6 protein-coding genes and 1 pseudogene are annotated in these 15,152 nt (G+C 70.8%); 6 read left to right on the forward strand and 1 reads right to left on the reverse strand.

Translation table 11 applies throughout. The features are described 5' to 3' along the window. Positions 1-4 precede the first annotated feature (4 nt). The 6 genes and pseudogenes from ABD946_RS41210 to ABD946_RS41235 form a co-directional block, all read left to right on the forward strand. Positions 5-436, forward strand: a pseudogene (locus ABD946_RS41210) (FAD-dependent oxidoreductase); the annotation flags it as partial. 13 nt (positions 437-449) lie between these two features. Further along, the gene (locus tag ABD946_RS41215; protein WP_345290853.1) at positions 450-1,505 is read left to right on the forward strand and encodes an FAD-dependent oxidoreductase; all 1,056 of its coding nucleotides are present in this window, start codon (positions 450-452) and stop codon (positions 1,503-1,505) included. A 40-nt stretch (positions 1,506-1,545) separates the two neighbouring features. Then, positions 1,546-2,061: a GNAT family N-acetyltransferase gene (locus ABD946_RS41220; RefSeq protein ID WP_345290854.1), complete on the forward strand. Its 516-nt coding sequence runs from the start codon at positions 1,546-1,548 to the stop codon at positions 2,059-2,061. A 106-nt stretch (positions 2,062-2,167) separates the two neighbouring features. After that, positions 2,168-3,748: an AMP-binding protein gene (locus tag ABD946_RS41225; protein WP_345290855.1), complete on the forward strand. Its 1,581-nt coding sequence runs from the start codon at positions 2,168-2,170 to the stop codon at positions 3,746-3,748. Positions 3,749-3,833: 85 nt separating this feature from the next. Then, on the forward strand, positions 3,834-4,505 hold the full coding sequence (locus ABD946_RS41230; protein WP_380149207.1) for a TetR/AcrR family transcriptional regulator: 672 nt from the start codon (positions 3,834-3,836) through the stop codon (positions 4,503-4,505). A 222-nt stretch (positions 4,506-4,727) separates the two neighbouring features. Continuing rightward, positions 4,728-7,193, forward strand: coding sequence for a SpoIIE family protein phosphatase (locus tag ABD946_RS41235; protein WP_345290856.1), 2,466 nt, complete (start codon positions 4,728-4,730; stop codon positions 7,191-7,193). A 49-nt stretch (positions 7,194-7,242) separates the two neighbouring features. Here the strand turns inward: ABD946_RS41235 and ABD946_RS41240 are convergent, their stop codons facing one another. Next, a complete protein-coding gene (locus ABD946_RS41240) occupies positions 7,243-8,799 on the reverse strand; it encodes an MFS transporter (protein WP_345290857.1) in 1,557 nt (518 codons plus the stop codon). Positions 8,800-15,152 lie beyond the last annotated feature (6,353 nt).

The raw sequence follows: 15,152 nt of genomic DNA on the forward strand, positions 1-15,152 counted from the left end.
GCGGATGGCGCGGATCGTGGTGGCCGGAGGCGGGATCGCCGGGACGGCGGCGGCCCTGGCGCTGCACAAGGCGGGGCACGAGCCGGTGGTCCACGAGGCGCACCCGGACACGGGTGAGGACATCGGCGCCTTCATGACCTTGGCCAGCAACGGCATGCGGGCGCTGGCCGGCTTCGACGCCGAGCGGGCGGTGGCCGGGGTCGGCTTCGACGTCACCGCGATGACCGTGCTCGACGCGCAGGGCGCGGAGCTGGCCTCCGTCCCGCTCGGGGAGGTGGAGCGGCCGCTGGCCCGGTACCGCTGTCTGCGGCGGGCCGAGCTCGGGGCGGTGCTCCAGCGGGAGGTCCGGCGGCGGGGGATCCCGCTGCGGCACGGAGCCCGGCTCGCCTCGGTGACCGAGACGGAGGAGGGGGTGACGGCGCATTTCGCCGACGGATCCTCGGAGGCCGGTGACCTGCTGGTGGGCGCGGACGGGCTGCACTCGGCGGTGCGCGGGTGGCTGGAGCCGGACGGGGGCCGGGCCCGAGTACGCCGGGCAGCGGGTGTTCTACGGGTACAGCACGGCCGCGCCGCCGCCGGTGGCCGCACCCGACCTGATCACCATGGTGCGGGGCAGCGAGGCGGCCTTCGGCTACCTGGTCTCGCCGGCCGGGCGGACCTTCTGGTTCGCGCGGGTGGCGGGCGCGCCGGTGGGCGCGGAGGAGCGGGCGCGGACCACCCCGGCGCAGTGGCGGGCCTGGCTGGAGCCGCTGCTGCGGCCGGACCGGACGCCCTGCGCGGACATCGTGGCGGGGACGGGCGAGGAGCTGATGGTCACCAACGCCCTGCACCTGCCGGCGGGGAACCGCTGGCGCAGCCGCCGGGTGGTGCTGATCGGCGACGCCGCCCACGCCGCCTCCCCGGCCACCGGGCAGGGGGCGTCGATGGCCCTGGAGGACGCGGTGGTGCTGGCCAAGGCCCTGCGTGACGCCCCGTCGGCCGAGGCCGCCCTGGCGGCCTACGAGTACCACCGCCGCCCGCGCACCGACCTCAACACCGCCACCAGTGCCCGCCTCACCGCGAGCCGCCCGCCGGCCGGCTCCGGTCCGCAGGACGGCCCCCCGCCACAGGACTCCGCTCGCCCCGCGACCCGTCCCGACGAGGCCCTGCTCCGCCTGCTGGACTGGGACAACCCCGCTCCCGCCCCGGGAGCCCGCCGCCTGACGGCGGGGTCGGAGGGCGGACGGCCCGGCCGGCACGGGCGTCGCTCCGCGTCGGGTCAGCGGCCGAGCAGGCGGGCCAACAGGCCCTTGCGGGTGGACGGGTCGCAGTCGCAGCGGGCGCTCTTCGGGATGCCGGCCAGGACCTGCTCGACGTGCAGGCCGCAGCCCGCGTGGGTGGCCTTGCCGCAGGTGCGGCAGGTGGTGCGTCGGCACACGGGGGACTCCTCGGGGGTGGGGGTTTCGAGGCCAGTATACCCCCATGGGTATCTGAGCTGCGGGGACGGCGGGCCGGGGGAGGGGTAAATCCCTTGCGGGGCACCGGAGTCGACTCCACACTGTGCCGGTGCTGATCAGACGAGAGACCCCCGCCGACGTGGCCGCCGTCCGGGCCCTGACCGCCGCCGCCTTCGCCAAGCTGGAGACCGTCGAGCCCTTCGAGGTCGAGCTGCTGGACCAGCTGCGCGCCGGGCCGGCCTGGATTCCCGAGCTGTCGATGGTGGCCGAGGGGCCGGACGGCGAGGTGGTCGGGCACGTGGTGTGCAGCCGGGCCCACGTGGACGGGGTGCCGGTGGTCGGGCTGGGCCCGATCAGCGTGCTGCCGGGGCACCAACGGAAGGGCGTGGGGCTGGCGTTGGTGCACGCGGTGATCGGGGGCGCGGACGCGCTCGGGGAGCCGCTGGTGGCCCTGCTCGGGAGCCCGGAGTACTACGGGCGCTACGGCTTCCGCCGCAGTACCGACCTGGGCGTCAACGCGCCGGACCCGAGCTGGGGCCGGTTCTTCCAGGTCCGCCCGCTGGCCTCCTACCAGCCCTCCCTGCGCGGGGACTTCGTCTACCCACAGGCCTTCGACCCGGCCTGACGGGGCGTCGGCCGGGGCACCCGCCCGGTCGGTCCCCTGTCGGGAACGGCGCGGTGGCGGCACTCTTGGAGGGCCCGCACCACCCACCCCCGGCTTGGAGGACCGCATGGTGTTCCGCAGTGACTACCCCGCGATCGACGCACTCGACCTGCCGATCCACGACGCGGTGCTCGGCAACGTGGCCGAGCACCCGGACCAGCCGGCCCTGGTGGACGGCATCACCGGGGAGTCCGTCAGCTACGCCCAACTGGACGGCGCCAGCCTCCGGTTCGCGGCCGGGCTGGCCGAGGCCGGGGTGCGCAAGGGCGACGTGATCGCCCTCTACAGCCCCAACACCATCGCCTATCCGATCGCCTTCTACGGAGCCACCCGGGCCGGGGCCACCGTCACCACGGTCAGCTCGCTGACCACCGCGACCGAGCTGGCCGGCCAGCTGAAGGACAGCGGTGCCCGCTGGATCATCACCATCTCGGCCTTCCTCCCGGTCGCCGTCGAGGCCGCCAAGGCCGTCGCCGCCGAGGGCGTGCCGGTCACCGAGATATTCGTCTGCGACCGGGCCGAGGGCCACCGCTCGCTCGCCGACCTGATCGCCTCCACCGCCCCGGCACCGCGCCCGGAGATCGACCCGGCCACCGACATCGCCGTGCTGCCGTACTCCAGCGGCACCACCGGCCTGCCCAAGGGCGTGATGCTCAGCCACCGCAACATCAGCAGCAACCTGCTGCAGACCGACTCGGTGCACGCCACCGGCCGGGGCGAGCGGATCCTGGCCGTGCTGCCGTTCTTCCACATCTACGGCCTGACCGCCCTGCTCAACCACCCGCTGCGCTGCGGCTCCACGGTGGTGGTGCTGCCCCGCTTCGACCTGGAGCAGTTCCTGCGCACCATCCAGGACCAGCGGATCGAGGGCGTCTTCGCCGCCCCGCCGATCGTGCTGGCCCTGGCCAAGCACCCGCTGGTGGACCGCTACGACCTCTCCTCCGTCCGCTACGTGCTGAGCGCCGCCGCCCCGCTGGACGCCGAGCTGGCGGACGCCGCCGCCCGCCGGCTCGGGCTGGACCGGATCCACCAGGGCTACGGGATGACCGAGCTCTCGCCCGTCACCCACGTGGTGCCGCTGGACGACGAGGACCCGCCGGCCGGCACGGTCGGCAAGCTGGTCGCCTCCACCGAGCTGCGGGTGGTCGCCCTGGACGGCTCCGGCACCGACCTCGGGGTCGGCGAGCGCGGCGAACTGCTGTTCAAGGGCCCGCAGGTGATGCGGGGGTACTTCGGCCGCAAGGGCGAGACCGACGCGATGATCGACCCGGACGGCTGGCTGCACACCGGGGACGTCGGCCTGGTCGACGAGCGCGGCTACCTGTTCGTGGTGGACCGGGTGAAGGAGCTGATCAAGTACAAGGGGTACCAAGTCGCCCCCGCCGAGCTGGAGGCGCTGCTGCTCACCCACCCGGAGGTGGCCGACGCCGCGGTGATCGGGGTGCGCGGCGAGGACGGCGAGGAGCGCCCCAAGGCCTTCGTGGTCCGGGCCCCCGGCAGCGGGCTGACGGAGCAGCAGGTCAGCGGGTACGTGGCCGAGAGGGTCGCGCCGTACAAGAAGGTGCGGGCGGTGGAGTTCGTGGAGGCCGTGCCCAAGTCGGCGGCCGGGAAGATCCTGCGCCGGCAGCTGCGCGAGCGGCAGGGCTGACGCCTGGTCAGCGGGCCCGGAGCGGGCGGCTCCCCGCCGGTCTGGCAGGATCGGCGGGGACCGAAGACCCGGCAGGGAGGCCGCCATGACCACCTCAGCGAGCACCTCGGCGCCCGTCCCCGCGGGCACACCGGCCACCGCCCCGGCCGCCCGGATGCCCCAGCAGGACCGCAGCCGGGCCACCCGCCGCCGACTGCTGGAGGCGGCGGTGGAGTGCCTGGCCGAGGTCGGCTGGCAGGGCAGCACCGTCGCGGTGGTGGCCGAGCGGGCCGGGGTCACCCGGGGCGCGGCCCAGCACCACTTCCGCACCCGCGAGGACCTCTTCACCGCCGCCGTGGAGCACGTCGCGGCCGAGCGGCTGGCGGACCTGCGCGCCCACCTGGACGGGCTGGCACCGCCGGCGGAGCGCCGCACGGAGGCGGTGGTCGAGCTGATCGTCCGCCTCTACACCGGGCCGCTGTTCCGCGCCGCGCTGCACCTGTGGGTGGCGGCCGCCACCGAGGAGCCGCTGCGCGGACGCCTGGTCGCGCTGGAGAACCAGATCGGCCGGGAGGCGCACCGGGCCGCGGTGGAGTTCCTCGGCGCGGACGAGGCCACCCCGGGCGTGCGCGAGACCGTCCAGGCCACCCTCGACCTGGCCCGCGGCCTGGGCCTGGCCAACCTGCTCACCGACGACGGCCAGCGCCGCTCGGGCGTGGTCCGGCAGTGGGCCCGCACCCTGGACGCGGTGCTGGGCGGGGCCCGGGCCGTGACCTGACCGTGGTCCGGCAGGTCACAGCTTGTCCAAGGTGCTGCACGACCATGTCCGAACGGGTGTCCGCTGTCGTAGCCTGTGCCCCGGCCAGCACCCTGACCACCCACCACGTACTCCACCTGACGGACCAGCAGTCGCACCCGTACCCGGGGACGTGCAGTCTGGTGGGGAGCCGATCCGGCCCGGCCCGGCCGGGGAACGTACCTGACAGGTGATCCCCTGATCATGCAAGGCAGCGAGCGGAACACACCGGACGGCACCGGCCCGGCGGCGGGTGCCGTCCCGGCAGACCTGACGGGTCATCGGCTGGTGCCGCTGGCCACCGCCCTGATCGAGGGCGACGGCCGCATCCTGCACTGGAGCGGGGACGCCGAGGCGCTCACCGGGTACACCGCGGACCAGGCCGTCGGCTCCTACGCCGGGCGGCTGCTGATCCCCGACACCGAGCGCGAGCCCGCCCAGGAGCTGTTCCGTCAGATCATGGCCGGCAAGGGCTGGTCCGGGGTGTACGCCATCCGGCACCGCGACGGCCACCGGGTCGAGCTGGAGTTCCGCACCTACCCCATCACCGGCCCCGGCGGCGAGCGGCTGCTGCTGGCCACCGCCTCCGACCTCGGCGCGCTGCGCCAGGTGGAGGGTGACCTCGCGGTGCTGGACGGCATCTTCGCGCAGTCCCCGATCGGGATGGCCGTCTACGACACCGAGCTGCGCTACGTCCGCCTCAACGACGCGCTGGCCCGGATCAACGGCCTCTCCGTCGAGGCGCACCTCGGCCGCCGGATCAACGCGGTGCTGCCCGGCATCAACTCCTCGGAGATCGAGGCGGTGATGCGTCAGGTCCTGGCCACCGGACGGCCGGTGGTCGACGCCCGCTCCCACGGCCGCACCCCCGGCGACCCGCGCCGGGACCGGGCCTGGTCCGCCTCGTACTTCCGGCTGGAGGACTCCACCGGCCAGGTGCTCGGCGTCTCCTCCTCGATCATCGACGTGACCGAGCGCTTCCAGGCCGAGGCCCGCGCCTCCCGGGCCCAGGAGCGGCTGGCCCTGCTCGCCGAGGCCACCGCGAAGATCGGCACCACCCTGGACCTCCAGCGCACCGCCGAGGAGCTGGTCGAGGCCGTCATCCCGCGGTTCGCCGACTTCGCCACCGTCGACCTGCTGGAGCCCGTGCTGCGGGGTGAGGAGCCGTCACGGCTGGAGCCCGACCGGGGCGTCAAGCTGCGCGCGGTGGCGGTCGGCGAGGCGTACGAGGCCGGCATGACCAGCGCGGCCGACGCCGTCGGCTCCACCTCCGAGTACGACTCCAAGCGCACCTACACCGAGTGCCTGCGCAGCGGCCGCCCGCTGCTGCGCCCGCACGTGGACGAGCAGGTGCTGGCCGCCCTGGTGGCCGAGCCGGACCGGGTCGCCCCCGGGGTGCGGGCCGGCATCCACTCGTACCTGATGGTGCCGATCATGGCGCGCGGGATGGTGCTCGGCGGCTCCGAGTTCGTCCGGATGCGCAACCCCGAGCCGTTCTCGGCGGCGGACGTGGCGCTGGCCGAGGAGCTGGTGGCCCGCACCGCCATCGCGCTGGACAACGCCCGGCTCTACCGGCGCGAGCGGGAGACCGCCCTCACCCTGCAGCGCAGCCTGCTGCCGCAGGAGATCCACCGCACGCTCGGTCTGGAGATCGCCTACCGCTACCTGCCCAGCAGCCTGGTCAGCGAGGTCGGCGGCGACTGGTTCGACGTGGTGCCGCTCTCCTGCGGCCGGGTCGCGCTGGTGGTCGGCGACGTGATGGGCCACGGCATCCGGGCGGCCGCGACGATGGGTCAGCTGCGCACCGTGGCGCGGACCCTGGCCACCCTGGACATGCCGCCGGAGCAGGTGCTGACCCGCCTGGACGAGACCGCGATGGGCATCGGCGAGGGCCAGTTCGCCACCTGCATCTGCGCGGTCTACGACCCGGTGGAGGGCACCTGCACGATCGCCTCGGCCGGGCACCTGCCGCCGGTCAAGGTCAGCCCCGACGGGGTGTCCCGGGCGATCGAACTGCCGCCGGGCGTCCCGCTCGGGGTCGGCGGGGTGGCCTTCCAGTCCACCGAGTTCACCCTCACCGAGGGCAGCCTGCTCGCCCTGTACACCGACGGCCTGGTGGAGCGCCGCGGTGAGGACATCGACCACGGCATCGGCCTGCTGGCCCAGGTGCTCTCGGGGCGCGGCCGCACGCTGGAGGCCAGCTGCGACGCGGCGCTGGCCGCCCTGGTGAGCGACGGCACCGAGGACGACATCGCCATGATCATGGCCCGGGCGCTGCCGATCCCTTCCGACCGGATCGCCACCCTCCACCTGGACGGCGAGGGCCCGGCCCCCAGCCGGGCCCGGAAGTTCACCCGGGACACCCTGCGGGCCTGGGGGCTGGCGCAGCTCACCGACTTCGCCGAGCTGATGGTCAGTGAGCTGGTCACCAACGCGCTGCTGCACGCCGAGGCGCCGCGCCGGCTGCGGCTGTTCCGGGACCGGACGCTGACCGTGGAGGTGGCCGACTCGGGCGGCCAGGCCCCGCGCCTGCGGACCGCCGCCGAGCAGGACGAGGGCGGCCGCGGCATGCACCTGGTCAGCGAGCTCGCCCACCGCTGGGGCACCCGCCAGACCAAGGACGGCAAGGTGGTCTGGGCCGAGCTGGAGCTGGACTACCGCTACCGCTGAGCGGTGGCGCGCGCGAGCCCCCTGACGGTCGGTCAGGGGGCTCGTCGGCTCAGTGGACCAGGTGGTCGGCGGGGCGCTCGGCCCCGGCGGCGGCGTCCTGGCCGCGGAGCTTCCACCAGGCGAAGAGCGAGGCGGAGAGCAGCAGGGCTCCCGCCGCGATCGCGGCCACGTTCATGCCGTGCACGAAGGCGGTGCGGGCGGCGGCGGTGAGCTGCTCGCCCAGCTCGGCGGGCAGGGTGGAGGCGGCCTGCACCGCGTTGCCGATCGACTGCTCGGCCTCGGTGCCGAGGGCCTCGGTGCCGGCCGGCATCACCAGCGAGCCGGCGTAGATGGCGGTGACCACCGAGCCCAGCAGGGCGATGCCGAGGGCGGTGCCCAGCTCGTAGGCGGTCTCCGAGACGGCGGAGGCGGCGCCGGCCTTCTCCGGCGGCGCGGCGGTGAGCACCAGGTCGGCGGAGAGGGTGTAGACGATGCCCTCGGCCGCGCCGGCGGCCAGGAAGGCGGCGCCGAGCAGCAGGTAGGGGCTGCCCTGGTGCACCCAGCCGAGCACCGCGACGCCCGCGCCCATGGCCAGCAGACCCCCGGCCAGGGTGGCCCGGACACCGGCCCGGCGGGCCAGCTTCGCGGTCAGCAGACCGCCGGCCACGGCGCCGACGAAGGCCGGCAGCTCGGCCAGACCGGCCGTCAGCGGGGAGTACCCGCGCACCAGTTGGAGGTACTGCGACATGAAGAAGATCACGCCGGAGAGCCCGATCAGCGAGGCCAGCGAGGAGAGCACCGCCGCGGTGAAGCGCGGGTTGACGAAGAGCCGGACGTCCAGCAGCGGGGACTCCAGCCGCAGCTGGCGGCGGACGAAGACGGTGAGCGCGGTGGCACCGAGCGCGAAGGTCACCGGGATCGGCCAGTGGCCGAGGCCGTTGGCCGCGGCCTCCTTGACCGCGTAGACCACGCCGATCACACCGGTCATCGACAGCAGCACGCTGAGCACGTCCCAGCGGCCGGGCTTGGGGTCCTTGGACTCGGGCAGCAGCCAGCCGCCGAGCACCAGCAGCAGGGCCAGCACGGGGAGGTTGAGCAGGAAGACCGAGCCCCACCAGAAGTGCTCGAGGAGCACACCGCCGACCACCGGGCCGAGCGCGGCGCCGGCGGTGGCGCCCGCGCCCCAGATGCCGATCGCGGTGGCCCGCTCCCGGGCGTCCGGGAAGAGGCTGCGGATCAGCGAGAGGGTGGAGGGCATGATGGTGGCGCCGGCGATGCCGAGCAGCGCGCGGGCCAGGATCAGCCAGCCGGGGGTGGGTGCGTAGGCGGCCAGCAGCGAGGCGGCGCCGAACGCGGTGGAGCCGATCAGCAGCAGCTTCTTGCGGCCGATCCGGTCGCTGAGCGCGCCCATGCTGACCAGCAGGCCGGCCAGCACGAAGGAGTAGGCGTCACCGATCCAGAGCAGCTGGGTGCCGCTGGGGTGCAGGGTCTCGCTGATCGAGGGCAGGGCGAGGGAGAGCACGGTCGCGTCGAGCGCGACCAGGGTCACCGCCAGTACCAGTACGCCGAGGCCGAGCCAGCGGGAAACGGGGGAGGGGGGGGGAATGTGGTGGGGGTCGGTTTGCATATTTTCTTTGTTTCAGCCCGTGCACCTGCTGGCAGGTCTATCGGTACGTGTCGGCGGACGGGCTAGCCGGGCCCAGAGGCCTCGGTCGAGCTGGCGCATCACCGGTCAACCGAAGCCCGTCTCGTGGCACTGCCGGCCTCGAGCGGGCCGGCGGGCGGACGCCTTGTTCACCCCGGCTGGCGTGCAGCACGTCTCCTCGGCCTGTGATCGTGCACGGGTGCACGGTGTCCGGGCCGTGGTCGGTCAGGTGAACGACGGGTGCGTCACCCTGCTCAGGCTTGGCATCATTGGGAGGGGCCATATGTCGTACGCACGGCGGTACACGCGCAGCCGGTGTCCGAACAGCGTCGGCACGCTCGATTCATCGCCCGGACGGCGTCCGGTGTCGTACCACGGTCACTGGTGCGCAGGTGACTCCAGCTCTGGAAGGTTGCGAAGCCCACGAGTCCGCGGGTGCTCGTGGTGCTCGGACGAGACGGTGAGCAGGGTTGCACGACCCGTGAACTGCTTCGCGAGTTCCGAGCGACTGCTATGGCCGCATCACAGCTGTCTCCCACCGTGTCGGCGAGGGTGTAGAGGTGCACTGAGCCCGGGCCGCGACTCTTGGTCGGTCCAGGCGGATCCTCCCCGGGCGGGCAGGGGCCGACCGCCGGGCGGCGGCAAGGGTGAGTTCGATGGTGCTGGGGGTTCACCCGCCACAATTCTCATCTCGTGACTCGCAGCGGGTCGCACGACACATGGCGCAAGGGGGCTGACGCCCCCCCTGCGACCGCCGCACCCCTGGGCAGACGTGCGACGAGCGCTGGCGCCCCACCTCGCAATATCGCCTACGCCCGCAATGTTCTGCTCGGTGTGCCCACCCGCCGGGCACCCCGGCGTCCACCCGGCTGCCGAAGTTCCCCGGTCGCAAAGGGGAGCGTTTATGCTCATTCTCCTGCATGGCGTGGTATTGGGTCGGGGCGCCTTCGGAGCGTTCGGTCTTGCGTCCCTTGCTGTCCCGCCTTCAGCGTGCGGGGTCTGACCGCCTCGGCTGGGGGCTCCGGTGACGTAGAGGCCGTCGGGTCAGGTGTCGCGGTCGTGGGGGAGCAGCCAGAGACGCGGGGCGGAAGGTAGCCGGAGGCAGCGGAGGCCTTGGCCCGGGGGCCGCGTTGGCGTAGCCGTCATGCGGCCGTCGCGTGGGTAGGCGGGCCTGCCGCGCCGGGTGGGGAGGCCGGTCGAGGTCTCTGAGGACGTAGTCGAGGTCTTCGATGTCACTCGCAGCCAGTACGCGTCGGTCTCCGTCACGTACTGATCTGGTAGCGTTGATGTGGGGAGCCTCCATGGGATGTCTCTCTCCTCGCGAGCCACCGTGAGCCTGATGTCCTGTTGGTTAGTACTTGCGGGTAGTTGGACAGATATTTCCTTGGGTGAGGGCCAGGATTTTCCGACCAGCTTTCGCGGTGCTCGTTGCCGCGAAGGCGCTCGGGAGGACTGGCGGTTGGGCGCCTTCGTTCCGGCACCAGGTGCGTTAGCGGCGGTAGAGTGCCGGCTTTGTCCGCGCAGGTGGTTTGCCGGGCTAGTGGACGCAGCACTTCCTCGATAGATAACTGGACGGTGTGGTCCTCGTCTCCGCGTAGGCGGTGGTGGCTGATCGACGCGTTCGGGCCGGCGAGGTCGTGTCACCGGCTGAGCATAGCGCGGGCTCCCTTATGACGAGCCTTAGTTGAGGATGCCCGGTGCACTCCTCCCTGGACGTGGATGTTGTCGGCGAGGTTGTCGATCCTTGCATGGTCGTCGGATGACTGAACCCGTTCGAACGGGATCAGCCGCAGTCGTTGCGCCAGAACGCACGAAGTCCGCCGGTACCCACTTCAGGGCTGGTGGTTGCCCAGCAGCCACAGTCTGTGAGTCGGCTCGATAGGGAAGAAGTCCTGGCGGCCATGCGGCGGGCCTTGGAGGGGCACCGCCCGTCATGTGAGCTGTCCACCCGGGGCCTCGTCGAACCTGGCACTCGTCGGCTTACCTCGTGAGACAGACGATGAACCGTAGCCCGTTGAAGCTTCACGGGCTGAGGTCACTGTGTGGGATTGCCCCTCGTTTAGGTGGTAGGTCGTACTATTCAGGAGACGAGGGCGGATGTGCCGCTGTTTTTCCTGGCCGTAGTTCTGTACCTAGGAGTTTTTCTATGATCACGTCACGAGGAGAGTACGGACTGCCGTTTCTGCCGGAACCTGAGAGGATACTTTGTAGATCCACCTTGATCTCACATCGAGTCTCACCGGGGGATCGAATTAACCCAGCACACAGCTGCAGGATAACTGGACCCATATCTCCAGCACCTCACGTCCTCGCCGAAGGTGTCGGCTAGGGGAACCGGTGCCAACGGGCGTGGGGCATTCCGTTTACGGGGCCTTGGTGGTGGTTGGAGCGGGAGTGGAAAGTCCTTTTTGGGGTCGGGGGAGCGGATCAGGCCGCAGCGTTGCGCAGGTTTCGACGCTATGCCGCGGGGTCGCACAGACAGTAGGGGTGCGGCGTCCAGCAGGCCGCAGATGAGGACCATCGCCGGGGTCTGCACTTTGGCTACCAGCAGCGCGTTCATATCAGTCCGTGCTATATGAATTGCCCCGACGTACGGTTTTTGCTGCGGCAGGTCCTGGACGGGAAATGACACACAGAGGGATTCACTGACTGGCGATGTTCTCCGCCAGATCCCATTCTTTGTCCGCCCCCACATCAATCGTATGTTTCGTCCTCATCGATCGTGCCAACGCGGTGGTTGCTGATTCCCTACCTGGTAACATACACCAACCCAGGCTACTATGCCGATAGTTCATTTGGCGATACAACCTGATGAAAAATCTTGGCAATTACACCGAGGTCACTGAGCGTATCCACGGCACCAAACCCTCAGCAGCCACGTGACCGGCGGTGGTGGGACTCCCGGTTCTGGGCGGGTACGGGCGGTGGCGTGGCGACGATCTCGTGCGGCCACCCCCCCCCCCCCAGGCTTGTGGGCGCTCGGTAATGTTCTAGTAAGATGGGCGGTTCGGTTGTCGGGGTTATCGACACAGGACGGTCACGAAGGTCACCAGGGGTGCGTTCGGGAACCCGGTCCATGCCGACCTGCGGATGATCTGAGGCCGCCCGCGGTGTCTGTGCCCGGCTTTCCGGGCCAGTTCGGCGGTCCGAGAAGGACTTCGTTGGGCCGACTTAGCGTAGGGGAGGGGTTCCTGACGTGCGACCATGGCCACCGTGCACGGTTGACTATGGCCGCCCGTTTGAGTTTTTGTCCGGTGAGCCCCTGCGCCCTCGGAGACCGTACCGTCAGGCGTGCGACGCCCTCGTCGGAGGCGCCCCGCGAGACATCGGCCGGCCACGGTCGCGGCCGCCGCCCGCCTCGCTGACTGGCCTGTCGGCCATGGGCGGCACGGGGCGCGGGGCAGTGGAAGTGACGGCGGGAGCGTTGGCCGTGCTGCTCGAGTTCGGCGGCCATGCCAGTGCGGGGCAGGTGGGGAGCGGCCGGCGGGCCGGGCCCGATCGCGGTGTACGTTCCGCTGGGCGTGGGGGCCCGGGCGCGAGAGTTAGCCGCCGTGGGCGCGACGTCGACCTGTGTTCTCAGCCATGTGGCGGCGGCTCGCCGGTGGAGCCGGGGAGCACTGCCAGCTGGGCGGCTGTGCACGGGTCGTCATGGTTAGCCAGATGTCGTGTCTATGCCGCCGGATGGGGTTCTTACCCGTCAGCGCAGTGGGGTCCCTTGCGCGGGTGCTGGGGTGGCGTCATGGGCCGGCCAGTGCCGGTTCGATGGGTGTGGAACCCGGTGGATTTGGAGGTCCCGTTCGGTCGACGTGCTTCGCTGATCTCGATGCCGGGCAGTAAGAAGTTCGGTCGCTTGTGGTGGTGCAGTTTTCCGTCCTTCTGTCTCGTTTGTGGAGGCTGGTTGTTTTTTTCCGATGTCGCATGAGTACGTAGGTCCGGGTCGTGGCTCGAGGCGACGCCGACGCCGATAGGGCGGTTGGCGGAACCACCACTGGTCGATTGCGTTCCGGGTCGATGGGTCGCCTGCCTTGATAGCCGTGGCACAGCTGCGCCGGTCCGCGCACGTGACAGGGGCTTAGTTCCGTCTGTGGTGTTGGCGGGCCTGCGGCAAGGCGTGCGTCAGTTGTGCGCGGAGGTGTCTTGCGGCCTCGTGGTGGAGAGGGGATTAATGTTTTATAGGACGGGCAGCCCTGCTGCTGGTCGCACCACTGATGCCACGGTGACCACAGGGGGCAGCGACCGAATTGGGACAGGGGGCGCCGGTCCTGAGGTCGCTGCGAGAAAACCGCCAGCTCAGCAGGCATGTAGTTCCCCCACAGCGACCGAAGCGACACCCGAACGACGGACAGCAGACTAGCGGAGGCGTTCCACGGAGGGGGGCGTTGAACGACGGCGGGAAGGATAAAAACTGCACCCTCGTGTACTGCCCTCCTGAGGCCTCGGTCAGGAGGTCGGGGAAGGAGCTCAGCAGACACCGAAGGCGGGGGGCAGCGGACTCTTCGTTTCGGTAGCTGTCTCGTAGCTGGAAGAAATCGCAGGTCAGGAGCCGCAGCGGAGCAAGAAAGCGGACTGAAGCGACTGAAGGCGTCCTTATATGACGCACACGCGCACCAGGAGCGCTTCATATAACGGCCTCTGGGTCGCTTCAGTCGCTGAGCCAGAAGCGACCCCGCCTCCATGACTGGGTCTTTTCGCTGCCTGTCCGGAAGGCAGCGAGCCGAAAGCGGCCCCAGTCGCTGCCGCTTCAGTCGCTGTCTCCGGGGACAGCGACCGAATGATACTGGAAGCCGTACCGACCGGGGAGACCGGGACCGGTTCCTCGGTCGGTCGGCTTCCTCCCATCCTTCCGGACGGAGTGCCGGCCGCCGCGACCATCGCTCTTTGCGTGGAGCATCCACCTACGGGAGGGCAATGCTCAGTACAGCGTCCTTCGCAGGGGAGCGGTTCGGCTCGCAGGGCTGATCCCTGGTGGTGCCTGCTCTCACGTGAGGATTGAAGCTGAAGACGAGGACCTTCACACACCCCGGCCCGTCAGTGACACCGAGCGGTCCGCCCCCGCTGGGCTCTGGCTGGCCTACGCGCTTCCGCTGCTTTGCTGCCGTCGGGTGCTGTGGCGGCTGCCCTTCGCCCTGCACACTTCGGGGGGACAGGTTCAGGATTCGACATGCCGCCACTACTAGCGTGAGCATCCCGTACGTCCTCGGGCTAGCGTGTTGTCGGAAGCGATCGGATCTTGACCATCGGGCTGGTCGGGGTGGGGGAGGTTGGCACCCACCTGGCTACCCGCTCATCGGCAGGCAGACAGCATCCGCCGATGGCGGCCGATCGTCCCCCGCTGCTCGGCGGCTGATTTCACCTGCTGTCACCAACGTCCCGATCGGCGACTGTCGTAGGCTCACCTGTACGGCACTCGTCGACCCGTCGGATACACCAACGACGCCGGCAGGGCGCTTGCGACGGTTGTGCACTCGCCCCGGTCGCGCGTGGGGACACAGTCACCTGTCGCTCTCGGGATCGCTATACCGCCGCCGAACCGCGCCGTCGCCTAGGCAGGGGTCCTGACAAAGACGTGGACGTGCCGGTGGGTGATGAGGCGGGTCGGCGAGGCCCGGGACGCCTCATGGATGTCGTGGCGTCGTTCGGCGGATCCGCAGTGACGGCGGACGTTCCGTAGTACTCCTGGAGAGTCTCGAATAGGCCGTTCTCGCTCGGAGTCGTCGATGGACCGTTCGCGTGGTTCTGTGATCCAACATTCCTTTTCTTTCTCTCTTTCCCCCCGTCAGATGCCGTGCAGGTAGAGCTGGTTCTTATGGCCGGCTGGGCTTCGAAGGAGGTCATGAACCAACGGAGGATCATGGACGCTCGACTCCCCGTTCCGCTTCGGCGGCGCAGGTCCCGTCATTGACCGGTGACAAAGACGCCCCCGGTCATCCCCGACATGGTGCGAGGTTGGGACGACTGGACGCGGCCTATGAGGTCATGCGGGGACCGCGGCTGCGGAGCTCGTTCACCCCTGCAGGACGAGGAGTGGGGCGTGCGGCGTTCTTCGTCGCGACCCCAACGGCCGGGTGGTCAACGTGCTGGGCCCAACACTGACACACCCCCGCGACGCCCCAGGGAAGGTGCTGGTCGGAGACACTCGTTGAGGGCCGCCGACAGCACGGTCGCTTCGTTAGGGGACCGCGGGCTCGTCATACCGCGTGGCCACAGGCCCGGTGGCGCTTGAGTCACGATCAACCGGCCGGGCACCGGGGTGCGATGGCGGGAGCTAGTCCCGAAACGCTTCGGCCCGTGGCCCGGGCGGCCCTCGCTGCGGTCGGCGACGGTCCCCTGTGAGG

This window comes from Kitasatospora albolonga, from assembly GCF_039535905.1.
Classification (GTDB): domain Bacteria; phylum Actinomycetota; class Actinomycetes; order Streptomycetales; family Streptomycetaceae; genus Kitasatospora; species Kitasatospora albolonga.